Origin of the sequence: Paenibacillus sp. FSL R7-269 (assembly GCF_000517865.1) — a bacterium.
In the GTDB taxonomy this organism is placed as follows: Bacteria; Bacillota; Bacilli; order Paenibacillales; family Paenibacillaceae; genus Paenibacillus_AQ.
Genome location: NZ_ASPS01000030.1, coordinates 102,188 through 129,102, shown reverse-complemented (window position 1 = coordinate 129,102; position 26,915 = coordinate 102,188). Strand labels below are relative to the sequence as shown.

The following is a 26,915-nucleotide window of genomic DNA, read 5'->3' as shown; positions in this document are numbered from 1 at the left end:
AAGCCTGCATTGGCCAGTTTCTGGCCGGCAGAATCACAAAGCTACTATACCCGCTGTAAGCTGATCTGTCATTTGGAAGGCCATGTTCAGAGACTTCAGCGCATGTCGCAGCGACAGCGTAGAATTTGTTCTGTCCCGGAGGCTCAGGAGGGCGTGGCGCAAGCTTTTGGCATAGGTATCACTCGGAATCAGCGGGATGGCCGCTTGCCCCTCGGAAGTATACGCGGCAAGGCTCGCCTGGATCACCCCATTCGCATCACTGCACTCACGGAACTCCAGCTTCGCCTGCTCGAAATAGGCTTCATACCCGATAGTAAAAGGATAACTCCCCGGCATCTGCGAAGAAACAGTGAGCTGTGCACTCCACTCAGGCTGCAGGAAGGAGGCCAGGACCAGCGCCTGTCCATCCTTGTCACCGGAGGTACCCCAGACCGCAGAAGGTACAGGTGAATCCATCAGCCAGGCGATGAAATCCAGCTCATGAATCATCAGATTGGCAGCGATGGCCGAGAGGCCCAGATCCCCCCAGAGCGGAGCGGTCTCCCGGCGCATACTCAGATGCAGAAGCTTCCCGTAGGTCTCCTCACGAACCGCCTGCTCCAGGTATTCATAGGCATAATCGAATTTGATGAATTGATTGACGAGGATTCTGCGGCCATACCGCTGTTCGGCGTCCAGCAGCTCCCGTCCTTCTTTAGGCTCCAGAACAACCGGCGTCTCGCAAAAAACATGTTTTCCCCGTCTCAGCGCCTCTAACGCATAGGTCTTATGTAGTGAAGACGGCAGACAGATATCCACTACGTCAATCGCGGGATCAGACAAAATGTCCTCAGCATTCATCGTGATCTCTACCCCCAGCTCTTCCTTCAGCTTCAACAGTTTGGCCTCATTTCTCCCGAAGACCACGATCCGGTTCACGAACTCCATTTGCTTGAACAGAGAGGCATGATACGCCCCGAATCCAGTTCCCAATATGCCAATATTCATTTGCAGCAGCTCCTTACATTTGATACATTCATCTTAACGCCCTATTGTTGACAACAGAGCGGCAAGAATAGATGACGAATATGAGACTTGGGGGAGACGCATGCGGCTGCACCGACTGATTGGAATACTTTTACTGCTTGAATCCCGGGGGAAAATGAAGGCCAAGGAGCTGGCCGAAGCGCTGGAAACCTCTGTCCGTTCGATCTACAGGGATGTTGATGTCCTGGCGGAATCGGGCCTTCCACTTGTGTCGGCCACCGGGCCGGACGGCGGGATTTCGCTCATGGAAGGCTATACGGTGAATCTGCGGAGGCTGCATGGGGAAGAGGTAGTACAGCTCTTTTTGACAGGGATGGGGATGCCGGCGGGCGGTTCAGGAGAAACCAGTCTGCTGCTCAAGAGTGCGCTTCTGAAGCTGGAAGCAAGCTTGCCGGCACCCTACCAGGATGATATCCGTACCGCGCAGCGCCGGTTTCTGTTCGATGCTACGCCGTGGTGGAGCGGTCAGACAGCGGTGCCGTATCTTGAGACTCTGCGCACTGCAGTGTGGAGGGGGCGGAAGATTACGGCAGATTACCGTAAGGTGAATGGGGAGAACTCACTGCGGAAGCTTCAGCCCTATGGACTCATCGTGAAGCGTGGGGAGTGGTATCTTGCCGCCTATTGCGAGCGCGCCGGGGATCTGCGGACATTCAAATGCGAACGGTTCACTGCCGTTACTTTGTTGGACGAGACCTATGCCATCCCTGAGCAGTTCTCTCTCCAGGCATACTGGAGTCAAGCAGAGCAAGCCTTCGTTCAGACCAGCAGAGCGCGGGAGTTCTATCCGGTGGTCATCCGTACTCGCGTTAAGAATGAGCAGATATTGCAGGGGCTGGATGTCATGAATACAGAATCTGATGGAGAAGCAAGGCTTGTAACGGTGAATATGTATGATCATAACTCGGCCTGTGCGAGGGTGCTGCCGCTATTGGTTCATGCTGAAATTGTGGGACCGCCGGAGCTGAGAGAGTATGTCAGCAATCAAGTACGAATGTGGGATAAAATGTATAATCACAGTTAGGTAAACATAATCAATATTATGTTAACCTAACTGGCGATCCAAGAGTGACAATAATAAACCCCAGACCTTGCTTGTCAGCAGGTTTGGGGTTTATTGACTTTGTTGAACCGTACCTTTTCCAAACATAAGAGGATAGAATTCAATTACAGAACATTATACGATAAACTGTACAGAGGTTTAGATGTCAGCTTACTTAACAAAAGGAGGACTTGAGATGCTGCAAGGGCTGATCCTACGGTTGAGAAGAAGTAAAATGCGCACCAGACTGCTGCTCTTGTTCACCATGCTGACGCTGCTGCCGTTAAGTGTACAGGGGATGGTGACGTACCGTCATTTCTCCTCCACCTTGAACGAGAAAACAAAGCAATATACAGTGGATGTGGCCGGACAGGCCAACGCCAATCTGGATAGGCTGCTGAAGGATCTGGAGCGGTTGTCGCTGATGCCACTGTATGATGAACAGGTGTTATCTATTCTGGCTAAATACGATGGTCCTATGGGCTCAGGCACATGGGCACTGTCTGATGATTATCAGAAAATGAAGCTATATACCTCTGCACAGGCCTATGACCGACCGGAAATCCGGGGCATTCACCTGCTGAGCAACAGCGGAACCCTGTTCTCCAATGTAGAACCGCTTGCGGTCAACACCTCGTGGGATGCCAGGCATGACGAATGGTTCAGCGCCCTTACGCGGTCGGACGGCGAGTGGATCATTCTTCCTCCGCATCGTCCGTCTTATTATGCCGGAACCGACCCTTCATCTTATATTTCGGTAGCCAGGGTTATCAAGGAACCCAGGACGCTAAGGCGTCTGGGTTACATCCTTATTGACGCTAAGCAATCGGCCTTTGGCTCTGTTTTTGCGAAGCTGAAGATTGAAGAGTCCACGAATCTGATGATCATTGATGGAGATCAGCGGCTGCTGTATGAGCAAAAGCCGGATAACGGGCAGTCGGCCTACGGCCAGCTTATGGGCTCCGGGCGGATTAAAGAGTTGCATGGCGGGGAGCGGGAGAGGCTGGGAGGTACAGATTATTTGTTTATCAGCCATAAGTCCCCGTATTCGGGCCTTTCCATCATCGGTCTGACCCCCATTGGAGTCATGCTGAAGGAATCACGCGCGATGATGATTTTCACGTTATGGCTTGCCCTCTTTTGCCTGGTGACGGTGCTGCTGCTCGCTTATGCGGTATCGTACCGGATTACCCTCCCGCTGGTGGAGCTCAAGAGTAATATGTCCAGGGTGGAGCGGGGAGATTTCAACAAGCGGGTCAGTCCGCTTGGGGGAGATGAATTCGGGCAGCTAGGGCGCGGGTTCAACAAGATGATGGACGAAATCAACCGCCTGTTTCATGAGGTGCTTGTGACCCGCCTCCGGGAAAAGGAGGCAGAGCTGTCCGCCCTGCAGAGTCAGATCAACCCGCATTTTATCTATAATACGCTGGAATCGATCAATATGATGGCCGTCCAGCGCAGGCATGATGAGGTATCGGATATGGTATCCGCACTGGGCAAGCTGCTTCGCTATACGATTGACAAGGCCGGCCGGCTCGTATCGCTGGGAGAGGAAATTGCGTTCGTAGACTCCTATGTGCGTATCCAGCAGATTCGTTTCGGCGGGAAGCTGACGGTGCATAACGAGATTGAAGAAGAAGTACTGCATTTGCGCATACCGAAGCTCACGATTCAGCCGCTGGTGGAGAACGCCATTGAGCACGGGATCGCGGGGCGCGAAGAAGGGACGATCTGGGTGTCAGCGCTGCGTTTTGACAACGAGCTATTAATTACGGTCCGCGACGACGGGAACGGATTAGAGGAGGAGGCACTCACGGAGCTGAACCGGGAGATCGAACAAGATCCCTCCATGGATTCGCTCCGGCGCAGCGAGGAGGAGAGTCTGGGGCTACGCAATATCGGCCAGCGGATCAAGCTGCTGTACGGGGAAGGCGGGAGTCTCACGGTTGACGGAAGTCCGGGGCAAGGGCTGGCCGTGACCATTACAATAACGATACCGGAATCAGGGGGAGAAGAGGATGTATAAAGTGCTGCTCGTAGAGGACGAAATCGTAATTAGACAAGGGATGCGTGAGCTGATTAGCCGGTCGGCGCCCTTTTTTGAGGTGACGGCTGAAATGCCGGGTGGACGGGAAGCGCTGCTGTACTTAAAGTCTGAGCTGCCGGACGTAATGATTACCGATATCCGTATGAAGGAAATGGACGGTCTGGCGCTGGCCGAAAAGGTGAAGTCGATGTATCCCGGGCTGCTCGTCATCATTGTGAGTGGATACGGCGAATTCGAATACGCCCAAAAAGCCATTGAATACGGCGTTCTTCATTACCTGTTAAAGCCGGTAGAACGTCATGAACTGGTTAGTGTGATGGAAAAAGCACGGTTGCTGCTCGATAAGCGTCATGGCATATCTTCCCTGGAACATACGCCAGGCCCGCTGCGGGTGGAGAGCGGGGGAGATACGCGCAAGATCATACGGGATGTTAAGGAATATGTCAGACTGCATATTGACGGTGATCTGCGGCTGCAGACGGTAGCTTCCCATGTCAATCTGAACGCTACGTATCTGAGCCAGCTGTTCAAGGGGGAGGCGGGCTGCAATTATTCAGACTATGTAACCGATTCCCGGATGGAACGTGCGAAATGGCTGCTCAGCCATACCCAGCTCAAAATTTATGATGTCGCCCGGCTATCCGGCCATCAAAGCCCGAAGCATTTCATGCTGGTGTTCAAGCAGCAGACGGGGATGACGGGTGGAGAATACCGCAATCAATTTAATAGTCAAGAATGAAATGTTAGTTAATCTAACGTAAAAACATAAATATAACGAACCATTCCTGTATTTTGGATGATTTCTACACCGGATACGTCTCCTTTATACTAAAAGAGTCATTAAAACTAACATATCAAAGGGGGATATTCATGAAAAAAGCAGGAGCAGTGCTTCTTTCAGCCATGCTGCTGGGTTTAACGGCAGGTTGTGCCAAGCCCACAGCAAGCGGAAATGCTGAGAGTCCCGGGAAACAGGGAGATGTGGAGTTAAAGTTTCTGATGTGGGGCAATCAAGGGCATATGGATGTTTACAACAAGCTGATCAGCCAATTTGAAGCAGATAATCCGGGCATTAAGGTGACCATGGATTCGGTGCCATTCACGGATTATCAGCAGAAAATATCCGTGCTGGCCGCAGGGAAATCCCTTCCGGATATCGCCTGGGTATCGGAGCGGATGATCCCGCAGTTCAAGGCCAACGGGATTCTGGCGGATGTCTCCTCCTTCAAAGACGATGCTTCCTTTAACCTGGATGATTATATTCCGAGCACGCTAGATTTGTTCCGGGACGGGGATCAATTGCTTGGCCTGCCGTTCTCGACACCGCCGGTGGTCATGTTCTACAACAAGACGCTGTTCGATAAGGCGAACCTGACCGACCCGAATACACTGGCCTCCGAAGGGAAATGGACCTGGAAGACCTTCGAGGAATCCGCCAAAGCAATTGCTGTCAAAGACGCTGGGGGCCGGGTATATGGCGCGAACTTCTTCCGTGACTGGAAGACCTGGGCCATTCTGTCTTCGTACGCCTGGTCTTATGGAAGCGGCCCGTTCAATGAGGATCTGACCGCTTTCACCTGGAACGACCAGTACGGCGTGGAGACCCTGGAGCTGCTGGAGCGGATGATGTATAAGGACGAATCCCACCCGAAAGCAGGCGAGCAGATCAGCTTCGATGCGGGGAATCTGGGAATGTTCTTCGACAACTACAGCTATGTCTCGAAAGCGCGTGACATTAAAGGGTTTGAATGGAGCATTGCACCGATGCCGTCCGGCTCCGCAGGCAGTGTTCCGATGCTGGGCCAAGCAGGCTATACGCTGTTCAAGGACAGCAAGCATCCGGAGGAAGCCAAAAAACTGCTCAAGCTGTTCGCCAGCCAGTCAGGCATTGAGGCGACTTCCACTTATTTCGTACCTCCGCGCACATCGGTGCTGAGTTCCGATGCGTTCCTGAATCAGCCGAACAACCCGCCAGCCGAGCACATCGTGCAAGCTGTTATCGATGAAATGCCGAAGGCGCGCATCATTCCAGGCCACATCCGCTGGCAGGATATCGACAATGCTGTGCTGCAAGGCTTTGACCGCCTGTTCGGCCAATCCGCGTCCGCCAAGGACAATATGGCGAAGATGCAGAGCGATGTCGAGGCTATTTTGAAATAAGACTCCGGGCAAGGGTCCGTCAACCGGCGTTCAACAGAGTGCAGCGTCCGGCTTGACGGACCGCCCGAAATGGGGAGCGAAATACAATGGGTAAATTGAAGCGCAGATTGGAGCAAAGCGGCCTGTCCTTGATCATCAGCCTTCCTGCCAATGATATAAGACTGGCAAAGGCAGCGCTTGAGGAAGGCGCCGATGCTTTGAAGGTTCATTTTAATGTCGGCCACCGGGCCAGCGGTACGCATTTCGGTCCGCTTGAGGGCTATGAAGATATTTTTAGCGAGATCCGCTCTACCTTTGACGGTCCCTTTGGGGTAGTGCCCTCAGGCAGCTTAGGGGGTGTGTCGGAAGAAGAGATTAGGCGGCTTGCTCCGCTCGGGTTCGATTTCTATTCGATCTATGCCCATCATCTGCCGTCCTTTATGCTGGAGGATCACAGCTTGGACCGGACCTTTGCCATTAATGACACCTATGATCTCAGTCAGGTCCGGGAAGGGGCGCAGTTCGGGATCACAGCGCTTGAAGCTTCGATTGTACCTGGCAGCGAATACGGGGCGGGTCTTAGCTTCGCAGATCTGCTGAAATACCGGTATTTGGCCGACCATTCCGGTCTTCCCGTCCTGGTGCCTTCCCAGCGTAAGCTGGTTACAGGAGATGTACCGTCCTTGCAGCGCGCGGGAGTGAAAGCGATCATGTTAGGTGCAGTGGTGACGGGCAAGACAGAAGATGAGCTGCGGCGTGCGGTTAGCTCGTTCCGTGGTGCCATAGACAAATTGAGCTAGGGGGCGGTGAATTCCGGCATGAACAGAAAGCTCAAGAGACGAAACAAGGGTCCGCTTGCCCGCGAGGCACAGGTGACCGGATGGCTTTTTATATCGCCAATGCTGCTTGGTTTCACGTTATTATTGTTATTTCCAATGGGGAAAGCGCTCTATATGAGTCTAAATGACTGGCCGCTGCTTGGCGAGCACCGGTTCGTCGGTCTGGATAATTACAAGGATATTGCGGTGGACCCGCTGTTCTGGAAGGTCTTCGGCAATACGGCTTATTTCACTCTGGGTCTGGTGCCGTTTAACATTGTGCTGGCTCTGATGCTGGCGCTGCTGTTATCCCGAAGCCTGAAGGGAATCGGCATCTTCCGTACCGCGATCTTCGTTCCCGTAATGACTTCGCTGATCGTCTGGTCCATCGTCTGGAAGTACATGTTTGCCACCGATTCCGGGCTGATCAATCAGCTCTTGATGCTCTTCAACATTAAAGGGGCAGCTTGGCTGTATGACGAGAGACTGGCGATGCCAGCCGTTATTGTGACAAGTGTACTGAAGAATGTGGGCCTAAATATGGTATTATTCATCGCTGCCATCCAGCAGGTATCGCGTTCGCTCTACGAGGCGGCTGAGCTGGACGGGGCAGGCAAGACCAAAACCTTTTTCAACGTGACCCTTCCCATGATTACGCCAACCGTATTTCTGACCGTGGTGATGACCGTAATTGGCTCGCTGAAGGTGTTCGGCCAGATCTATGTGATGACCCAGGGCGGGCCGAGTAACAGCACCAAGGTACTGGTCTATTACATCTGGGAAAAAGCGTTCAAGCTGTTCCAGATGGGCTACGCTTCGGCGCTTGCATTTGTGTTGTTCTTTGTGGTGTTGATCTTGACTCTGCTGCAGTGGCAGCTGCGAAAGAGGTGGGTATTCAATGAGAGCGATGCCTAGCGCCGGCAAAAAGTGGTCTGTAGCAGGAGTGTATGCTGCATTAACGGCGGTATCGCTGATTATGCTTATTCCGTTTCTGTGGATGCTGTCTACTTCCTTCAAACGGCCGCAGGATATTTTCACCTACCCGCCGCAGCTGATTCCGCCGGTATTTCAGTTTCAGAATTATGTGGATGTCTTTACGCTGATCCCGTTTCACCGCTTCTATTTTAACAGCGTCTATATCTCATTTGTCGTCGTGGCGGGAACAGTGTTTTTCGCTTCGCTGGCCGGTTATGCGTTTGCCAAGATTCCCTTCACCGGAAGAAATGCCGTATTTCTGGTGCTGCTCAGTGCCATGATGATCCCGCATGAAGTGACGGCGATCCCGATGTTCCTGTTCATGCGCGACCTGGGCTGGATTGACACGCATCTGCCGTTGATTCTGTTGCCGATCTTCGGCGCAAGCGGTGTGTTCGGGATCTTCGTCATGCGCCAATTTTTCATCACTGTACCCACGGAGCTTGAGGAAGCGGCGATGATCGACGGCTGCAGCCGGTTCCGCATTTACTGGATGATCATGCTGCCGATTGCCCGTCCCGGGATGGCAACACTGACGATTTTCACGTTCGTGTCCATCTGGAATGAATTCTTCGACCCGCTTATTTTCATTAATACGCGTGAGCTGATGACCTTGCCGCTGGGATTATCGTTGTTTACAGATGAAGTGGGCACTTCCTGGCATTATCTGATGAGCGCCACCGTCATGGCAACCGTGCCGCTGCTGATCGTTTTCTTCATGGCGCAGAAGCGGTTCATCGAGGGCGTAGCTATGACGGGGCTGAAGGAATAGCATACCAGAAAGGAATAACATACCAGGAAGGAATAACATACCAGAGAGGAGTAGATGATATGAATCCTGCAATAGAGGCAGATGTCGTTGTTGTAGGGGGAGGCCCGGCAGGAATCACGGCGGCTATTGCCGCCGGACGGCTGGGGGCGCAGACGGTGCTCATTGAACGATACGGGTTCGTAGGCGGAATGTCTACCGCTGCTATGGTCTATCCTTGGATGACCTTTCACACAGACTCAGGTGAACAGGTCATTAAGGGCATCGCCCAGGAAATTGTAGACCGGCTGCAGGCCAGCGGCGGTTCGCCGGGCCATCTGCGGGATACGGTCGGCTTCGTGCATACGCTGACGCCGTACCATCCTGAGATTTATCAGGTGGTAGCTACAGATATGCTGCGCGAAGCCGGGGTGAAGCTGCTGCTGCACAGCTTTGTGGATGAGGTGATGACCCGTGACGGCGTCATTGAACATGTCGTCGTGACTAACAAATCTGGACGCACGCCTGTTACGGGGCGTATCTTCGTGGATTGCAGCGGAGATGCCGACGTAGCCAAGCTGTCCGGGGCCGAAACGCTGCAGGGCCGGGAGGGGGATAACCGTTCCCAGCCGATGACGATGAAGTTCAGAATGCGCGGCGTTGATTTGCATAAGGTGAAGGCATATATGATCAGCCATCCCGAAGAGTTCTACAGCAAAACGCCGATTGCCGAGCTGCCGGACCTGCCGCTCACCGGGGTAAGCGGATTCTACTCGCAATGGAAACGTGCTGAGGTACCGATCAACCGTGATCAGGTTTTGTTCTTTGCCGGTCCGGCAGACGACGAGGTGCTGATCAACTGCACCCGCGTCCAGGGGCTGGACGCAACGAGCGCAGAGGATCTGACCTTGGCGGAACAGGAGGGCCGCAAGCAGGTTCTGCTCATGGCTGAGTTTCTGAAGCGCGACGTTCCGGGCTTCGAACGGACCTCGATCTCAGCAGTTGCGCCACAGATCGGCATCCGCGAATCGCGGCGGATCAAAGGCTATTACCAGCTGACCCAAGAAGATGTCGTAGAAGGCCGGAAGTTCAGTGATGTCATTGCCCGCAGCGGCTACCCGATCGACATTCATGATCCGTCCGGCAAGGGGGTAACAGCCTCCTTCATCGCCGGAGACGGCGCGTACGATATTCCGTACGGCTGTCTGCTATCCGCCAATGTGTCCAATCTGCTTGCCGCAGGCAGATGCATCTCGACTTCGCACGAAGCGCTGGCCACGACCCGCTTGACACCAAGCTGCATGGCTACGGGCCAGGCAGCCGGAACAGCGGCAGCGCTCGCGGCTGCCGCAGGGGTGAAGCCGCAGGCGCTCGATATTCCGCAGCTGCAGGAGCAGCTGAAGCGGGATGGGGTTGTATTGTAGAGCTATGGAGCGGGAATGTAATCGAAAAACCGACCACATTGGGCACTGGGAGGGTCCATGGGCGCTTTAGTTGCAGTATAATCATTATTTAGCAACATAACAAATATTATGTTAACTAATTGATTATTAGAGACGATCACAAAAGTTAAAAACAATGATAAGTATATATCAATAAACCCCACCCCCGCTTCACAGCAGGTCTGGGGTTTATCTTAGTCTCAAATACCTCAAGCACCAAGCTCACGCTGTGCACTTGCTTCGGCGGCTTCGCGGATGCGAAGTCTTTTATGCGCGGTAATCAGGAAAGGAAGACCGAACGCGGTGGTCAGCGCAAGCGGTACGAATACAGCGGGCCCGTTCAGAACGCCGAAATGATCCAGCAGCAATCCTCCGAGAATAGGCGCCATGACGCTGCCTATATTATTGAAGCCAATCGTACCGAAGTAAGTGCCTTTCCACTCCGGCTTGGCAATCCGGTCGATCAGCATATCCATCATCGTGAAGAGCAGGACTTCCCCGATAGTGAACAGAACCACGCTGAACATCAGTAGGGGTACCCCTCCAGGCATCCCGAACAGCAGCAGACTAAGGGCTACGCAGACATTGCCCAGAATCAGCGGGATAATTGGCGGGAACTTGCTGGCTGTACGCACAATAGGATACTGAACGACCAGCACCGTCACTGCATTAAGCGACAGCATATAAGAGAAAACTTGGCTGCCATTGCTGAAATGGGGGTTCATCGCGAGGTACTGCGCCAGTGTAGAGCTGAAATGGCCATACCCGAGTACGCAAAAGATGGTTCCCAGCAGAACGGGCAGAAATACCTTATCCCGGCCGGTGACTGCGAGCGCATCCAGCAGCTTCGGGGTCCGGGCTTCTCCATGCACAGGCAGGCTGGCACGGTGGACCGAGAATTGCAGGAAGAGAACAAGGCCATAGGCGATATAGACGATCCCGGCGATCATGAACGGGAAGGTGGACTTGGCGGAGCCGAGCTGGAGGCCGATAATCGGGCCGAAGACCACACCCAGATTTACTGCCGCATACCGCAGATTGAAGACCAGCAGCTTCTGTTCCGGCGGGGTAATATCCGACAATAATGCCCGTGAAGTCGGTTCAAATACGGCGCGGCACAGTCCGTTGAGCGTGTTCACCAGGAAGAAGACCCACAGATGCTGCGCTGCGGCGAAGCCGAAGAATACGCAGGCCCAACCGAACACAGAGACCAGCATGACGATCCGGCGCCCGATCACATCCGAGATATAACCGCCGTAGAAGCTAATCATTACCCCTGCCAACGAGCTGACGGCCACCGTGAACCCGGTCTGGGTAGCGGACGCGCCAAGCACCTGCGTGAGATAAATAGAGAGAAAAGGAATACTCATTGAAGTAACCAGCCGGCCGAACATCGTTCCGATGATGATGGTCCAGGCCAGCGGGTGAATGTGGCGCAGATGTTGTTTCATTTGAATCCCCGTCTCCTAGTCCATGTTTTTGATTATGAAGCATGCTTCATATCGAATGATTATGTATAATTGTATAGAACAAAGGGGGAAGTAAAAGTGTAAGGTTTATATGTAACTTTTCACCTTTTAAAAGGAGATTGAGATTATGGACACCAGCAGCACGCATTATCTCTGTTTGGCCGCAGCCCTGGCTCCCGTATATAGCCTCCAGCAGCCGATTCCGGTGACGATTGAGCAGTTGACCGGTATCCTGTGCTGCACACCGCGCAATGTGAAGTTTATTCTGCGGAAGCTGGAGGAGCAGCAGCTGATTGCCTGGATACCTGGGAGAGGGAGAGGGAATCACTCGCTAATGACTTTTTTACGTCATGTGGATGAGGTGCTGGAGGAGAGATTTCAGGAGCTGGTCAACAAAGGCCGGATTAAGCCTGCCATCGAATTGATTGGTCAATACCCGGTTAACGAGCCGCTCAAAGAACGCCTGCTGGCGGTTCTAGATAAGCAAATGGGCTTCTGGAGCGAACCCGGCTCCACTTCCGGGCAGGAGGTGCTGCGGATCTCCCGTAACCGTGCGATGGAAAAGCTGGACCCGGCTACCGTATACACCGCTTTTGAGACCTATTTGCTGGGGCATATTTGCAGTACCTTGATTACCTATGATGCACAGAACGGGGTTTTCCTGCCGGGGCTGGCCCACACGTGGGAGGCTAACGAGAGCAGTACGAGTTACCTGTTCTATCTGCGCAAGGGGGTGCGCTTCCACCACGGCCGCATGATGACTTCCCGGGATGTAAAAGAAACCCTCCAGCGTCTGATCGGACTTAAAAGTCCGGCGATCTGTCATTTTGAGGATATCAAGCATGTGGAGCTGGAGGGGGATTACGTTATCCGGTTTGATCTGGTGCAGCCTAATTTCTTCTTCCTGCATCTGTTCAGCTCGATCTATATGTCGATTGTTCCGTACGATGTGGATTTCGCCGCGCATCCGGTCGGCACGGGGCCCTATCAGGTAGTGGATCTGAGCCAGGATGTGCTTGTACTCAGCGCTTACGATCTTTACTACGGAATCCGCCCACTGCTGGACCGGGTCGAGATCTGGTACCTGCCGCATTTGGCCTCGGGGGTACGTCAATATCAGCTGACGGGTGCCAGTACCAGTCTGAGCAGTGTGGCCGCAGCAGAGGAGGGGAGGAGCCACAGTATCGATTATCCGGCTGTCGGGTGCAGATACCTTCTGTTTAATTTTCGAAAAGAAGGCGTACACCATCATCCCGCAGTCCGGCAGGCCATGCGTATTCTCTACAATCAGCTCGCGCTGATCCGTGAGCTGGGAGGCAACCGGATTATGCCGGCAGACAGCTTCCTTCCCTGGCAGAGCAGTAAGCGGGAGTTCGTAGAAACGTTATTAGAGGAAGCGAAGGTGCTGCTTCAGGACGGCGGATACAGAGGAGAGGTAGTGAAGCTGGCCTACCGGCCCTGTAAAGAGGATCGGGATGAGGGAATTTGGCTGCAGGAGCGCAGCAGGAAGATTGGATTACAGCTTGAGCTGTATCCTTTAGCAGATTATGAACTGCCGGACTTGGTGAGCCATGCGGATCTTGTGATCTGCGAAGAAGTGCTGGAGGATGACTGGCAGTGGGGGATGATCAATTATTTTCGCAATGAGTCCAATTATCTGCATCACCTGCTGCTGGACAGCCAGAAATCTGAGCTCACAGAGGTGCTAAAGCCTTTCGCCCGGTTGGCCGCCGGGGAGAGGGCAGAGGTGCTGGAGCTGGCCGAAGGCAAGCTGCGTGATAACGGATGGGTACTGTATGGCTGTCACATGAATAAAAAAGCGCAATTAAGTCAGAATCTGTTTGGTCTACAGGCTGGCTCCTTCGGATTTCTGGATATCTCCAAGCTGTGGGTGAAATCGGGGTTTCAGTAATTTGTCTCTAGCCGACTTGCTTAATTGTGAAACGGCTGCTGTCATGAAGGGCAAGGCAAGCAGCCGTTTCTTTGTGCTTGATGCTGGCGGTTAGCGTTATGCTAATGCCCCTGAATTCGCAGAAAGTCGGCGCGAGGCGGGAATGAGGGGCATTAGTTCAGACCGCTTGCTGCTGCTTGCCGTCACATTTTTTGCAGACTGTCAGCTTCTCACCCGCCGGGCCCTTGCCGAAATACAAAAGCTTGATTCGGGTGCTTCCGCAAATCGGACAGGTGCCCCTGGCCCGCGAGGGGGTAGTGTAAAGTGCTTTGCCACGCTTATTTTTGGACATGTGAGTTCCCACTTTCATCAGTAATACTCTATCCTATGCCTTATTTAGCTAAAAAATCATTCGAAGGAGGGCATTATGAAAAAGCTTGTCATCGTAAACGGAACCATGGGAGTCGGAAAAAGTACGATTGTCAGTAAGCTATATAAAGAATTACAACATTCGGTGTGGCTTGATGGAGATTGGTGCTGGCAAATGAACCCTTGGAAGGTTACCGAAGAGAACAAAACTATGGTAATGAATAACATTCATTATATACTCAATCAGTACCTTGACAATTCTATGTTCGAGTACGTATTCTTCTCTTGGGTGATTCATAAGGAAAGTATATTAGAGGAAATTCTTGCAGGCTTAAAGGGAAAGGGATATGAGCTAATAAAAGTTACGCTAATGTGTTCTGAAGAAGAGTTAATAAAGCGTATGCGTCAGGATGGAAGAAGCGAGAGTGAAATCGAGAATAGCATCAACCGGTTAGAGAACTACAAAGAACTGAATACACATAAGCTGAATACGAATGGGAAGGATGTGGATGCAATCATAAAGGAATTTCTACCTATAATAAGAGATCTCAAATCAACAGAGGAGGACAAATGAATCCATTATCTTTTACCCTTTGGAATGATTTGGAGCGGTTTGAATGGGGAGACTATAGCGTCCGCACGGGAAGCTATAAGGGCCGTCAAGCGGCATATCTCGAACAAGCAGGTTCCGCCGTGTTTCTTCGCGAGGACATTACTTTTCCCTGCTATCGTCTTCAAGCTGAGGTTGCGATTCCTGGAGAAATAGGTTTTGTTGGACTTCTATTCGGTGCTAAAGATGCCTGTAATTATGAGCTGGTCTATCTGGCTCCAATCGAAATTCAATACGACCCCGTTATGAATGGCTCAATGACCTGGCAAATTCACAATGGCCCTAAGTATCAGAAGCCGTTACCCAATACGACGGGGAAATGGGTGAATTTTGCCGTGGAGGTGCAGCCGGAAGGTGCAAGGGTCTATATGGGTGAAGATTCCGCTCCTCAACTGGTGATTCCTAATCTTCAGCACGGAGTTCCTGCCGGAAGGATAGGGTTCTGGGGATTCGCCCCTTGTTACATACGCAATCTTGTCATCGAAGAAATACAACCAGCCCCAATCCCGCGAAGGGAAACTGATCTAAAGCAGCTGTCCGCCGATACCTTTGTAACCGAATGGATGGTTTCTGCAACAACTGGGGACGACTGGAATAAAGCCGTTGTAGAAGAAAATGGAATCCTGAACTTCAATCGCCGCTTCACTGCTAAGCAAGGGAGTGTGGTGCGGGCAAGAAGTACCTTTCATCTTGCTGAAGAAGCAGAGAGTTATATAACGCTCAGTTTCAGTGACCAAGTGCATTTGTGGGTTAATGAAGAAGAAATCTACCAAGGAACCTGGTGTTGGAATCCTCCTGTGAGTGATGGGCGTATCTATTCAGATTATGCCAGGGTGCCTGTTCAGTGGAAAGCCGGAATGAACACCATTTACGCCGAAGTGATGAACACAGAGCAGTTTGGCTGGGGACTTTGTGTACGAACAGGACTGTCCAACATGGATTACATAACTGAAGAGGCTGAATGAATTCATACTGAATCAACAAATCATATTTGTTCAGCAGAAAAACGGCCCTTTCTACTCTAAAAAAACAGCGTATAACATAAATTATACGCTGTTTCACTTCAGATCGACTTTTATATGTCTTCTCGCACTAGTTGTCACCTTAAATAGAGTGCTTTTAGTAGAATAATATATTATTAATGGTATTATAATCCATGTAAAGAGTATTGCAGAGAATGTGTCTGTTCTTTCTCCTCTTCGGATTGGAACCCATGCTATACTATTTAAAAAAACATTCGCTGGAGGGAGTCCATTGATTCAAAGCAGCAAGCAGCATAAATGGAGATCAGACAAGCTGGCTCATCTGGGATCATCAATCTTTGCCGAGGTGGCTGCCTGGAAGTCGGAAGCCCGGCAATCGGGACTTAACATCATCGATCTTGGAATTGGCAGTCCGGACCGGGGGCCTCTGCCCGGGATTCGTCAGACATTAAGCGATGCGGTACTGCGGGAGGATAGCTATGCTTATCCGTCGTCCAAGGGAAGTGCGGCGTTCCGTAATCAGGCGGCGAGATGGATGCAGTGGCGATTTGGCGCGGAGGTAGATCCGGAGGAGGAAATCGTCTCCCTGATGGGATCGCAGGATGGACTCTCGCATCTGGCCCTGGCCATCTGTAATCCCGGCGATCTGGCGATTGTGCCGGACCCTGGTTATCCCATTTATTCAGGGGCGCTCGCCATAGCAGGGGTTAGGTCTTGGATGCTGCCTCTCTTGGAGGAGAATACGTTTCGGCCGGATCTGGACAGTATTCCTGAGGAGGTCTGGCGCGAAGCGGCTTTTATCCTGCTCAGTTTTCCCGGCAATCCAATTTCGGTTACGGTGAATCTGGCATATATGGAGCGGCTTGTGGAGCTTGCCCGTAAGTGGGATGTGCTGGTTGTGCATGATCTGGCGTATTCAGAGATGGGGTTCGATGGATATCAGCCGATCAGCATCCTCCAGGTGCCTGGGGCGCGGGACACCGCTGTTGAATTTCATTCCTTCTCCAAAAGCTTCAACATGGCTGGCTGCCGCATCGGCTTCATGACGGGTAATGCTCAGGCCGTCGGGGCGCTGCGGGAGCTGAAAAGCAATGTAGATTACGGCGTCTTCGAGCCGATTCAGGAAGCGGCGGTTGTCGCGCTGGAGCAAGCGATGGTCTCCGGGCCAGAACAAGGAGTGGCTTCGCTATATGAGCGGCGGCGGAATCTTGTGGTAGAGGCGCTACACATTGAAGGTTGGGCGGTACCCTCGCCGGAAGCTACTATGTTTATTTGGGCAAGACTGCCGGATGCCTATGGAAGTGCAGGAGAAGCCGGAAGTTCGCGCCGCTTCGCGCATGATCTGCTGCAGAGAACCGGAGTAGCGGTCATTCCGGGAGATGCTTTTGGCAGCCAAGGGGAAGGGTATGTGCGGATCGCACTGGTTGAGGAAGAAGAACGCCTGTTAGAAGCCACCCGGAGGATCGGGGAGTTTCTGCGTTCAGGCAAGTGAGGTTGAAAAGTGCCACAGAGTAACATAATCAATATTATGTCAACCTATATAATTCGCTGATCTGAATTCGGGGTAATAAGGATCAACTACAGTTATTCAGGAGGTTGACCTTATGGGATTTAACATTGGAGGCTTAGGCGATAAAATACAAGGAGTAGTCGGTTCCCTTAAAGAAGGACGTGCCTACGAGCTGCTGCAGAAATTACCGCTGGACAAGCTGCCTGTCGAGCAACTGCTGCAGAAGCTGCCGCTGGAGCAGCTGCTATCAAGTTCTTTTCTGCAAAAGTTCACTCCCTTCGAGTCCTTGAAGGATCTGCTGCAAAAAGGAGGATTCTCTGCCGGCTCGGCAGAGGAGATAAAATCGCTCCCGCAGGGTCAGCTCGATGAGCATGTATCGAAGACTACTTCCTTCAGTTCACTGAAGGATATGCTGATCAAAGCAGCGGAGTTCTATTCCCAGCGGAAATAAACGGACCGAAGGTTGTTCTCAATCGGACTGCTGCCGGTTCCGGCAACCTCATATATGTAATCAAGCCCGCACTGGAATTCTCCGGTACGGGCTTGAATTTTTTGAAATATAAGAATTTATATGTTTTACACGATAAATTATCCTTCTATTTCTCGCTGAAACGGTACCGTCCTTTAAAAGGACGGCAAAGCCGTTTCCGCTTGGATAACGATATATTCTAGTAACTTAGTGCTTCAACCAAGCTGTTGCCAGCAGCAAAGCTCCTTGGTTAGCCTTAGTGCCTGCCAGCGCGTTCAGCATCACGAAATCGTGGATAATGCCTTGGAAACGCACAGCCGTAACGGGAACGCCTGCTTCGCGAAGCTTATTCGCATAGGCCTCCCCTTCATCACGAAGCACGTCGGCTTCACCTGTGATAATCAGGGCTTCCGGCAGACCGCTAAGCTGGTCCAGACTGGCCCGTAGCGGAGAGGCCGTAATCTGTGCCCGCTCCTCAGGATCGGTGGTATATTGATCCCAGAACCATTTCATCCCTTCGCGCTGGAGGAAATAGCCTTCCGCGAACTGATGATACGATTCGGTATCGAAGGAAGCATCTGTAACCGGATAGAAAAGCAATTGCTTAGAGATAGCCGGACCGCTGCGTTCTTTGGCCATCAGGGTGATGGCAGCAGTCATGTTGCCGCCGACACTGTCTCCGGCCACACTCAGTCTGGTTGCATCCAGTCCGTACATGGAGCCTTCACGGGTAATCCATTCCAGGACCGCGTAGATTTCTTCAATGGCTGTAGGATATTTGGCTTCCGGGGACAGGCTGTATTCCGGGAATACCACGGCAGCGCCCGTACCCACAGTCAGCTCGCGGATGAGCCGGTCATGCGTGTGGCTGTTGCCGAATACCCAGCCTGCTCCATGAATATAGAGAATCACCGGCAGGGAAGTGCCGGAAGTTCCTACTGGACGAACAATGCGGACCTTCACTTCACCGCCGGGGCCGCCGGTTACGGTCAGATCCTGAAGATCTGCCTCGGGTTTTTCGATATCGTCAGCCTGCACGGTGTTGACCGTTTCGCGGCCTTTTTCCGGACCCAGATCGGTCAGGAAGGGAGGCTTGGCATTATCATCGGCGAATTTCTGAGCTGCTGGTTCAAGAATCACTCTTTTATAATCAGACATAGGTTACAGTCTCCTTCTTCTAGCAGATTAGGTCTAGCTCTCCTCATCCATAACCGCCTGACAAGTTTCTGAAACGTAAAGCGAACGGATAGCCCGGGTCAAAGCGTATATCCAGTATGAAAGGGGGAAGCGAGCGTGAAGGATTATCCCATCACAGAACAACAGGCCAAGGACATGTTTGAAGTACACTCCTCTTATATTTATGGGATTGCCCTTATGATGACCAAGCAGCGGGTGCTGGCCGATGATATTACCCAGGAGACTTTTCTGCGTGCTTTTGCAAAATACCATTTGTACGATCCCTCCAGGCCGCTTCGGCCTTGGCTGTACCGGATTGCCGTCAATACGTCCCGTAATCTGTTACGCAGGAAGACGTGGATACAACTGCTGGCGGGCGTTCCTATAGAGGGAAAAGAGCACTCCGCCGAGAGCTTCGCTCTGCATAGTGAGAATCAGCTGGAATTATGGCAGGCGGTCAGCCAACTGTCCGCGAAGCTGCGCGAAGTGATCACCCTGCACTATTATGCCGGATTATCGCTTCCAGAAACCGCAGAGGTATTAAGTATTCCGCTGGGAACCTGTAAATCCAGGCTTCATGCGGCACTGCGCAAGTTGAGAGAATGCGGTGAACTTGACCCCTGCGTGCTGATGATGAAGGAGGGTCTTAAATGACGACAGCTAAGGACAGGCTGGATGTTGAATCTGAGGCAGTAATCGTACAATTACAAAAGGAAGCTGAACACATGATACACAGTATGCCTTCTTCTGTTCATTTTGATGAATTGTGGCAACTACATACAGGAGGAGTAAAGCAAGCTCCAAGGGGCAGACACCAGTTATCATCGTACAAGAAGTGGATCATCAGTGTCACAGCTGCGCTGACGGTTACAGCCGGATCAATTATTGGGATCGGATTCATCTCGCCCACGGTAGCAGAGGCGCTACGCGTCATTCCGTTCTTCGATTATCTGTATGCCAAAGGTGTGTACACAGCAAACCTCAAAGTTATAGAGCAGAAGCAGCTGAGCAGTCCCGTGGGCCTTGAGGCCAAGGATCGGGGGATCACTTTTGAGATGGCAGAGGTGTATTATGACGGTGTTCAATTGGTGCTTAATTACGAAGTGACTTATCCGGCGTCCTCACCGCCGATTTCAGAGAAGGACGCGGAAGTCTACTATGAACTACATCTGAGAGGCCACGAACCGCAGTCTATTTACACGCATGATTTTACGATTACAGGAGATCACACCTTTGTAGGGACCACCCGGCAATCTTTTGGAGATAAGGATCTGCCCGGGCAGTTGACACTGGACATGACCATTAATGCAATCGGAGTCACCAAAGGAAATTGGGATCTCACCATCCCGCTGGATGCAAGTAAGAGTGCAGCGCTGACTTCAACCGTGTATCCCAAAGATCTAAATTTCACTTACAAGAAGTCATTATATACGCTGGAGAAGCTGACCCTTGGCCCAGTCAATACACAAGTGATTGTGCGGAATCTGTACCCTCGTGATCAGCTGAACGTTATACTCCAGGATGATATAGGAACCTTGTACACGGATCAGGGAGGAGGCGCAACCAATGATTATTACTACTTTAACTTCTCACCGCTAACAGTGCTAAATCCTAAGCCAGCCCATGTGACCCTGATCGTTATTGAACCACTAGAGAATGGAGCAGTGAAGCAGACAGAGGACCGCCAGCGTCTGAATGGATCATTTCCTATAACCCTGAAGGGCAATGAAGGAGGAACGGTGAAGGTGACTTCCATTGATTATGAGGAGAAGCAGACGGTTGTATATTATGAGGCCAGTCAGGTGATGAGCCAGATCACTTCACTTTACTTAGAGGAGAAACAGGGACATCCAATCTTCCCCAAAGGACAGCCGGTGCGTATTAGCCGGGATAAATTAGCCTTTAAGCTGATTTTTCCGCCCGTACAGTCCTCCGATAAACTTGAGATTATGGCCCGGTACTTTTCCTATCCGGAGGATATACAGCAATTCCGTCTGCGGATTCCGGTTCAGTGGACCCCATAGCTGCTGAAATTCATCGCCTATAAAAGAAATGCTGCGCCTGTCCTGCCATGGATGGGCGCGGCCTGTTTGTGTTGGAAGGAAGTGACTTTAAATTCCCCTCACGGCTCCCCCACACGCCTTACCCCGTATCTCAAATAGTCCACCCCGGCAAAGACCACCGTAATCAGCAGCGGGTAGAGGATCGCCCAGCCTGTAAACGGGAACACAGCCAGTGTGGCGGCAAAAGAAATGAAGCTGATCGTTACGCCCGTACGGCTGCCGCGCAAGAGGCGGATTCCGGCGGCGCAGCCTCCGATATAGGTAAGAATGAAGGTGGCGTTGGGGAAAGTGATCAGCGTGGTTATCGAGAGTGCTCCGCTGCCGTAGAGCGACAATATCAAGGTGAAGCAGAGCGTTAGGAAGCCGATTGCCCCCACAGGCGTCTGATAACGACTCGATAAAAGGCCCATCCAGCCCGGAGCATAGCCTTGCCGGGACAAGGCATAAGCCACGCGTGAAGCTGCGCCTGCATAGGCAATGATTGTCGCCGTGCAGATGAAGAGACCGGTAAGCCCGGCGATGAAGCCACCCCATGCCCCCAGCGGCTGGCTGATGATCCAGAGCAGGGAGCTATCTGCCCCGCCGTGCAGATAGCTCTGCGTACCTACGGTAGCAAGTGCCGAGAGGAAATACAGGATGCCGACAATGATGGCCGCGATGGTTACACCCTTGACCGCAGCCCGTTCAGGGTCCTTGAACTCTTCGGACAGATGCGAAACAGCTTCCCAGCCGATGAAGCACCAAAAGAGGATAGCCGCCGCCTGCCCGACACTCATCCAGCCATGCGGCGCAAATGGAGTGAAGTGAGCACGCTCCATCCCCGGAAGCGCAGCGGCAAAAGAGAAGACCAGTACGGCAATAATTGCAATCACCACAGCGATCTGTACTTTACCGGCGACCTGCATACCAATCCAGTTCGTTAGAAGTCCAATCATCAGCATCCCGGCGGCAAGAGCGATTCTCGCCGGATCGCCCCAGCCCATCGCTGCCGTCATATATCCTGCACCAGTCAATGCGGCGACTGGCGCGCCGATCGGAACGGACATCAGGAAGAACCAGCCGACCAGGGCCCCGGCCTTCGGCCCGAAGGCTAGTGTAACGAAATGGGAGACGCCCCCGGCGTTAGGGAACTTGGCAGAGAGCAGGCCCATGGATAAGGCAAGCGGAAGAATGAGTAAGGTCATGAAGCCCCAGGCCAGCAGCGAAGCAGGGCCGGCTATCTCGGCTGCCAGTCCGGGTACAATCAATACCCCCGAGCCAAGGACGGCTCCGATGTATAAGGCGATTGCCTGAGGCATGCCGATGGTACGCCCTAAAGAAGTGTGTTTCTTCATATGTATAATCCCGCTTTCCTTGTATTTAGTTATAGAGTATCAGATAATAGATCCATTGGAAAAACGGAATTATCAAATAACATCCATTCGAAAAACCGATGGATCAAAGGAGGTCCGCCATGGAATCTAAGCATCTGTTCACCTTTCTCGTTGTGGTAGAGACCGGCAGCTTCACCCGCGCTGCGCAGAAGCTGGATTATGCCCAGTCCAGCATTACCGCTCAGATACAGGCGCTGGAAGCAGAGCTGGGGCAACCCCTGTTCGACCGGATCAGCAAAAAGATTATGCTTACCGATGCAGGCCGCCGCCTGCTGCCGTATGCTCAAGAAATCTCCAAAATGCACACGATGGCTGAGAATGCCCTCCGCTCTGAGAGCGAAATTGCCGGTTCGCTGCGGATTGGCGCACCGGAATCCCTGGCGGCCTTCAGGCTTCCCGGCATTATTAAGGATTTCCGCAGCCGTTATCCGCAGGTGCAGATTACCCTGAAGCCGGGGGCCTGCTGGGAGCTGACCGAATTCATCCGCTCCGGGGAGCTGGATCTGGCCTTCCTGCTGCAGCCGGAAACAGAGTATAAGGATATGTACTGTGAGACGCTGATCCATGAAGCTATGGCTCTGGTGGCTCCGCTGGATCATCCGCTGCTGGAGCTTGCTGAAGTGGAGCCGCATCAGTTGAAGAACGTAACCATTCTGCATACCGAGGCGGGCTGCACCTACCGCACCTTGTTTGAACGTCATCTGAACAGCCACGGCGTCTTTCCTGATCCGAAGCTGGAGTTCTGGAGCATTGAAGCGATCAAGCAGTGCGTGATGGCCGGTCTCGGCCTCTCTTTTCTGCCGCAGATTACGGTGAAGCGCGAGCTGGCGGAAGGCAAGCTGGGCCGGCTGAACTGGAATGACCAGTCGCAGCGGGTAGCTACCCAGATCGCTTACCATAACAAGAAATGGAAGTCTCCTGCGTTCAGCGAGTTCCTCGGAATGGTAGAGAAGCATGCTGCCGGATGGAGAGAAGCTGCTGCGGAGGAATGATATAATAGTTGTACTTAAGAGGGAGGGGGACAGATCATGAACGAGCTGGAACTAACATACGAAGAAGAGCTGGAGGCTTTCCTGATCTGGATGAAGGATGCCGGTTATACAGCACACACCCAGAAATCCTACCTTGCCGATGTGCGGGAATTCTTGGACAGCCTGAACGGCAGGGAGCTGGGGACGGTCAAAAAGCTTCATGTGGTGTCCTACCTGACTTCGGTCCGTGAGCGGGGAGTCAGCGATTCCACCCGTAACCGCAAGCATGCCTCGGTCAACTGTCTGTTCAAGGCATTGTCGGAGCTGGAGCTGTTATCTATTAACCCGGCGGCAGGAATCAAGAAATCCAAGACCGACAAAAACCGTGAGCCGGTCTATCTGGAGGAGCAAGAGCTGGAGCGGTTCCTCTCGGCGGTTGACGGCAAGTACAGAAGCCGCAATCTGGCGGTCTTCCTCCTTATGTCCTACATGGGGTTGCGGGTAGGGGAAGTACATACGCTGAATTTGAGTGATTATAATGTAGACAGACGTTCCCTGCGGGTCTTCGGCAAAGGGCGCAAATGGCGGGGCATTCCGGTTCCGGAGGATGTAGCCCCTTATCTCGATCAGGCGATTGCCGACCGGCTGGTCCCTTGGCGCAGCCAAGAGGAGGCCATGTTCATCTCGCAGAAGGGCCGCAGACTGTCGATCCGGGGAATTCAAGGCATTGCTGCGGATACCTTCAGCCGCTTCCAGAGTGAACTGCCCTCTTCCCAGCAGCGTACCTATTCGAGCCATAAGCTGCGGCATTCATTTGCCACCATGCTGCTGCGAAAGGGTGCGGATCTGCGGACGGTGCAAGAGCTGCTGGGTCACTCGTCCATTCAGACAACTACAGTATATACGCATATCACGAGCCGGGAGAAGGAAGAGGCGATGTCCCGACTGCAAATCAGCAGCGCTGATAAGCTAAGCGGCAGCCTGTAATCTGCCTGTCCAGCATTCATATCACTTGAACTATGAACTTTTGTTCATACCCTAACGCATAAATTACATGGAATGTGCATTTTTAGGATGACAACTTGTCTATGAATTGCTACCATGAGAAAGGGAAAAACGGATTGTGAAATCAACCGCATAATCACTTTAGTCGCTTAACGCGTCTTCGCGGCTTGTAAATGCTTGGATGCTTGGATGTCAAAAAAAGGCCGCCAATCCTGCGGATTGGCGGCCGGCTTGTTTCGGCTGAAATTATAGCTCCAGCTTGGCAATTTCACTCTTGAGCTTGTCAGCGGACTGCTGGAATAAGCTCTGTTCTTCTTCGCTGAGCGGAAGATCCAGTACCTCACGCACCCCGGAGCGGTCCACAACACACGGAGCGCCGAGGAACACATCGGAGACGCCGTTGTAGTTGTTCAGCAATGTGGATACATTCAGAACGGAGCCTTCATTGTTCAGGATGGACGCTACAATGCGGTCCAGTGCGAGCGCGATGGCGTAGGAGGTCGATCCTTTGGCATCGATAATCTCGTAAGCGGCATTCTTCGTATCCTCGAAGATTTCTTTGCGTTCGGCTTCATCGAAGCCCAGATCAATCCCGGCGACATTGGCGAGACTCCAGACCGGCAGCTCGGAATCGCCATGCTCCCCGATGATCTGTCCATGAATGCTGCGCGGATCAATCTCCTTATGCTTTCCGATCAGGTACCGGAAGCGGGCGCTGTCCAGTACCGTTCCTGAGCCGATAACCCGTCTGCGGTCGAAGCCGCTGATCTTCAGGGTAGCGTATGACAGGATATCGACCGGATTAGTCGCAATCAGCAGGATCGCATGATGGTTGTATTTCGTGATTTTCTGAATGATATCTTTGAAGATCGAGATGTTCTTGCGGAGCAGGTCGATCCGGGTTTCACCAGGCTTCTGGGAGGCTCCGGCTGTGACGATAATAATGTCGGCTTCGCGGCAATCCTCATAGGTACCGGCCCATAGCTTCACGCCTCCTACAAAAGGCATACCATGGTTCATATCCAGCGCTTCACCAAGCGCCTTCTGGTGGTTCACATCGATCAGAACAAGCTCGGGCATGCGCTTACGCAGCAGCAGCGTATAGGCTGTAGTGGTTCCGACTGCACCGGTACCGATGACTACAACACGATTGGGCTTAAATGGGGCCATGGTTAAATCTCCTCCAGCATTTGTATTTTGGTAGTATAAGGAAGGCAGAGCCATTCCACTTGCTGTCCAATCTAATCCATCATAATCGCTAGGGATAGTGTTTTCAAGCTGTCCGCTTTTCATCCATTACCCGAAATAGGGTAAGCTAACAAAAGTTTTTCTATTATCCACTCAACCACTTGACAGGAGCGAACTGAAGTATGGATTTATTCCGCAAAAAACCGCTGGCCATTCCCCAGAATGCCGGAGCGGAGAAGCTTAGCAAGACACTGGGCGCCATGGATTTGACGATGCTTGGAGTAGGAGCCATCATCGGCACCGGGATCTTTGTAATGACGGGTGTGGCTGCTGCGGAGCATGCCGGCCCGGGACTGGTGCTGTCCTTCATCATCGCAGGGATTGCCTGTGTGTTGTCCGCCTTGTGCTACTCTGAATTTGCTTCGACACTGCCGGTATCCGGCAGTGCTTATGCTTACAGCTATGTGGCCTTTGGTGAATTACTAGCCTGGCTGCTCGGCTGGGATCTTGTACTGGAATACGGGGTTGCTGCCGCGGCGGTAAGCAGCGGATGGTCCGGTTATTTCCAAGGGCTGCTGGAGGGCTTCGGTATACATTTGCCGACAGCTTTGTCTGGAGCGTATAATGCGGATAAGGGAACGTTTATCAATCTGCCTGCCGTCATCATTATCCTGCTGATTTCCTATCTGCTGACACGGGGAGTTAAGGAGACAGCCCGTTTTAACGCAGTGATGGTTGTAATCAAGATTTCCGTGGTGCTGTTATTCATCATCACCGGTATTTTCTATGTGAAGCCGGAGAACTGGACGCCGTTCCTGCCGTTCGGGATTCATGGCGTGATGAACGGCGCGGCTACTGTGTTTTTTGCCTATATCGGCTTTGATGCCATTTCAACCGCCGCAGAAGAAGTTAAGCGTCCGCAGCGCGATCTTCCGATCGGGATTATCTCATCCCTTGCTATCTGTACAATCTTATATATCGCCGTATCCTTGGTTCTGACGGGTATTGTGCCTTATCAGAGCCTTAACGTCAGTGATCCGGTGTCATTTGCACTGCGTTTCGTCGGGCAGGATAAGATTGCCGGGCTGATCTCGATCGGAGCTATAGCCGGGATGACCACCGTACTGCTCGTTCTGCTATTCGGCCAGACCCGGCTATTGTTCGCGATCTCGCGTGACGGGCTGCTGCCGCAGAGCTTGTCCAAGGTTAGCGCCAAGACGCATACTCCGGTGCGCAGCACCTGGATGGTCGGCAGCCTGATCGCTGTGCTTACCGGCCTCGTTCCCCTGGACAGGCTGGCAAATTTGACGAGTATCGGTACCTTATTTGCCTTCCTGGTTGTGTCACTCGGGGTCATTATGCTCCGCCGGACGAAGACAGATCTCAAGAGAGGCTTCCGGGTTCCTTGGGTTCCGCTGGTTCCACTCCTTAGTGCGGCAGCCTGTGGCTACTTAATGTATAATCTCGGCAGAGAGACCTGGATTGGCTTCATCATCTGGGTTGCAATCGGGCTGGTCATCTACGCACTGTACGGCTATAGACGCAGTAATCTGAATACGAAGAAATAATCTTTTAAACAATCATTATTATAGAAGAAAAGG

24 protein-coding genes are annotated in these 26,915 nt (G+C 52.4%); 18 read left to right on the top strand and 6 right to left on the bottom strand.

What is annotated here, in order from left to right; genetic code table 11:
- Nucleotides 1–33: 33 nt before the first annotated feature.
- A complete protein-coding gene (locus C162_RS15545) occupies nucleotides 34–987 on the bottom strand; it encodes a Gfo/Idh/MocA family protein (RefSeq protein WP_036695407.1) in 954 nt (317 codons plus the stop codon).
- 100 nt (nucleotides 988–1,087) lie between these two features.
- On the opposite strand from C162_RS15545, the gene C162_RS15540 reads away from it, so the two are divergent.
- The 8 genes from C162_RS15540 (at nucleotide 1,088) to C162_RS15505 (ending at nucleotide 10,219) form a co-directional block, all read left to right on the top strand.
- Entirely contained in the window at nucleotides 1,088–2,050 is a 963-nt protein-coding gene (locus C162_RS15540; protein ID WP_036695406.1) for a helix-turn-helix transcriptional regulator, read from the top strand.
- Between the two features lie 214 nt (nucleotides 2,051–2,264).
- On the top strand, nucleotides 2,265–4,094 hold the full coding sequence (locus C162_RS15535) for a cache domain-containing sensor histidine kinase (RefSeq protein ID WP_036695405.1): 1,830 nt from the start codon (nucleotides 2,265–2,267) through the stop codon (nucleotides 4,092–4,094).
- On the top strand, nucleotides 4,087–4,854 hold the full coding sequence (locus tag C162_RS15530) for a response regulator transcription factor (protein ID WP_036695404.1): 768 nt from the start codon (nucleotides 4,087–4,089) through the stop codon (nucleotides 4,852–4,854). Before C162_RS15535 ends, C162_RS15530 begins: the two co-directional genes overlap by 8 nt.
- 131 nt (nucleotides 4,855–4,985) lie before the next feature.
- Nucleotides 4,986–6,275, top strand: a complete 1,290-nt coding sequence (locus C162_RS15525) for an ABC transporter substrate-binding protein (RefSeq protein ID WP_036695403.1) — start codon at nucleotides 4,986–4,988, stop codon at nucleotides 6,273–6,275.
- A gap of 86 nt (nucleotides 6,276–6,361) precedes the next feature.
- Nucleotides 6,362–7,054 carry a hypothetical protein gene (locus C162_RS15520; protein ID WP_036695402.1) on the top strand — a complete coding sequence of 231 codons (693 nt, stop codon included), beginning with the start codon at nucleotides 6,362–6,364 and terminating at the stop codon, nucleotides 7,052–7,054.
- Between the two features lie 18 nt (nucleotides 7,055–7,072).
- Nucleotides 7,073–7,987, top strand: coding sequence for a carbohydrate ABC transporter permease (locus tag C162_RS15515; protein WP_036695401.1), 915 nt, complete (start codon nucleotides 7,073–7,075; stop codon nucleotides 7,985–7,987).
- The gene (locus C162_RS15510; protein ID WP_156949637.1) at nucleotides 7,971–8,819 is read left to right on the top strand and encodes a carbohydrate ABC transporter permease; all 849 of its coding nucleotides are present in this window, start codon (nucleotides 7,971–7,973) and stop codon (nucleotides 8,817–8,819) included. Before C162_RS15515 ends, C162_RS15510 begins: the two co-directional genes overlap by 17 nt.
- A gap of 32 nt (nucleotides 8,820–8,851) precedes the next feature.
- Nucleotides 8,852–10,219 carry an FAD-dependent oxidoreductase gene (locus tag C162_RS15505; protein WP_268748802.1) on the top strand — a complete coding sequence of 456 codons (1,368 nt, stop codon included), beginning with the start codon at nucleotides 8,852–8,854 and terminating at the stop codon, nucleotides 10,217–10,219.
- A gap of 227 nt (nucleotides 10,220–10,446) precedes the next feature.
- Here the strand turns inward: C162_RS15505 and C162_RS15500 are convergent, their stop codons facing one another.
- The gene (locus C162_RS15500; RefSeq protein ID WP_036695399.1) at nucleotides 10,447–11,688 is read right to left on the bottom strand and encodes an MDR family MFS transporter; all 1,242 of its coding nucleotides are present in this window, start codon (nucleotides 11,686–11,688) and stop codon (nucleotides 10,447–10,449) included.
- 145 nt (nucleotides 11,689–11,833) lie between these two features.
- Between C162_RS15500 and C162_RS15495 the strand changes: the two genes are divergently transcribed.
- Nucleotides 11,834–13,618, top strand: coding sequence for an ABC transporter substrate-binding protein (locus C162_RS15495; RefSeq protein WP_036695398.1), 1,785 nt, complete (start codon nucleotides 11,834–11,836; stop codon nucleotides 13,616–13,618).
- 157 nt (nucleotides 13,619–13,775) lie between these two features.
- Here C162_RS15495 and C162_RS36635 read toward each other — a convergent pair whose 3' ends face one another.
- Nucleotides 13,776–13,949, bottom strand: a complete 174-nt coding sequence (locus C162_RS36635) for a hypothetical protein (protein WP_179090462.1) — start codon at nucleotides 13,947–13,949, stop codon at nucleotides 13,776–13,778.
- Nucleotides 13,950–14,024: 75 nt separating this feature from the next.
- On the opposite strand from C162_RS36635, the gene C162_RS15490 reads away from it, so the two are divergent.
- The 4 genes from C162_RS15490 to C162_RS15475 all read left to right on the top strand — a co-directional run bounded on the left by C162_RS15490 (nucleotide 14,025) and on the right by C162_RS15475 (nucleotide 17,520).
- Nucleotides 14,025–14,540 carry an AAA family ATPase gene (locus C162_RS15490; protein WP_051493546.1) on the top strand — a complete coding sequence of 172 codons (516 nt, stop codon included), beginning with the start codon at nucleotides 14,025–14,027 and terminating at the stop codon, nucleotides 14,538–14,540.
- Nucleotides 14,537–15,541 (top strand): hypothetical protein, encoded by a 1,005-nt coding sequence (locus C162_RS15485; protein ID WP_036695396.1) that lies wholly within the window; start codon nucleotides 14,537–14,539, stop codon nucleotides 15,539–15,541. The genes C162_RS15490 and C162_RS15485 overlap by 4 nt, the downstream gene beginning before the upstream one ends.
- A 289-nt stretch (nucleotides 15,542–15,830) precedes the next feature.
- Entirely contained in the window at nucleotides 15,831–17,051 is a 1,221-nt protein-coding gene (locus C162_RS15480) for an aminotransferase class I/II-fold pyridoxal phosphate-dependent enzyme (protein ID WP_051493545.1), read from the top strand.
- 112 nt (nucleotides 17,052–17,163) lie between these two features.
- Complete coding sequence (locus C162_RS15475; protein ID WP_051493543.1) at nucleotides 17,164–17,520, top strand: hypothetical protein; 357 nt, start codon at nucleotides 17,164–17,166, stop codon at nucleotides 17,518–17,520.
- A gap of 225 nt (nucleotides 17,521–17,745) precedes the next feature.
- Here C162_RS15475 and C162_RS15470 read toward each other — a convergent pair whose 3' ends face one another.
- A complete protein-coding gene (locus C162_RS15470) occupies nucleotides 17,746–18,696 on the bottom strand; it encodes an alpha/beta hydrolase (protein WP_036695395.1) in 951 nt (316 codons plus the stop codon).
- A gap of 135 nt (nucleotides 18,697–18,831) precedes the next feature.
- On the opposite strand from C162_RS15470, the gene C162_RS15465 reads away from it, so the two are divergent.
- Both C162_RS15465 and C162_RS15460 read left to right on the top strand, forming a co-directional pair.
- Nucleotides 18,832–19,368, top strand: coding sequence for an RNA polymerase sigma factor (locus C162_RS15465; RefSeq protein WP_051493541.1), 537 nt, complete (start codon nucleotides 18,832–18,834; stop codon nucleotides 19,366–19,368).
- Complete coding sequence (locus C162_RS15460) at nucleotides 19,365–20,738, top strand: DUF4179 domain-containing protein (RefSeq protein WP_036695394.1); 1,374 nt, start codon at nucleotides 19,365–19,367, stop codon at nucleotides 20,736–20,738. Before C162_RS15465 ends, C162_RS15460 begins: the two co-directional genes overlap by 4 nt.
- 98 nt (nucleotides 20,739–20,836) lie before the next feature.
- On the opposite strand, the gene C162_RS15455 is transcribed toward C162_RS15460, so the two are convergent.
- Nucleotides 20,837–22,111 carry an APC family permease gene (locus C162_RS15455; RefSeq protein ID WP_036695393.1) on the bottom strand — a complete coding sequence of 425 codons (1,275 nt, stop codon included), beginning with the start codon at nucleotides 22,109–22,111 and terminating at the stop codon, nucleotides 20,837–20,839.
- A gap of 119 nt (nucleotides 22,112–22,230) precedes the next feature.
- Here C162_RS15455 and C162_RS15450 point away from each other — a divergent pair, with 119 nt between their 5' ends.
- Together C162_RS15450 and C162_RS15445 are read left to right on the top strand one after the other, a co-directional pair.
- On the top strand, nucleotides 22,231–23,142 hold the full coding sequence (locus tag C162_RS15450) for a LysR family transcriptional regulator (RefSeq protein ID WP_036695391.1): 912 nt from the start codon (nucleotides 22,231–22,233) through the stop codon (nucleotides 23,140–23,142).
- Nucleotides 23,143–23,178: 36 nt separating this feature from the next.
- Nucleotides 23,179–24,108 carry a tyrosine-type recombinase/integrase gene (locus tag C162_RS15445; protein ID WP_051493539.1) on the top strand — a complete coding sequence of 310 codons (930 nt, stop codon included), beginning with the start codon at nucleotides 23,179–23,181 and terminating at the stop codon, nucleotides 24,106–24,108.
- A 264-nt stretch (nucleotides 24,109–24,372) separates the two neighbouring features.
- On the opposite strand, the gene C162_RS15440 is transcribed toward C162_RS15445, so the two are convergent.
- Nucleotides 24,373–25,296 (bottom strand): L-lactate dehydrogenase, encoded by a 924-nt coding sequence (locus tag C162_RS15440; protein ID WP_036695389.1) that lies wholly within the window; start codon nucleotides 25,294–25,296, stop codon nucleotides 24,373–24,375.
- Between the two features lie 200 nt (nucleotides 25,297–25,496).
- Between C162_RS15440 and C162_RS15435 the strand changes: the two genes are divergently transcribed.
- Nucleotides 25,497–26,882 (top strand): APC family permease, encoded by a 1,386-nt coding sequence (locus C162_RS15435; RefSeq protein WP_036695388.1) that lies wholly within the window; start codon nucleotides 25,497–25,499, stop codon nucleotides 26,880–26,882.
- The last annotated feature ends 33 nt before the right edge of the window (nucleotides 26,883–26,915 follow it).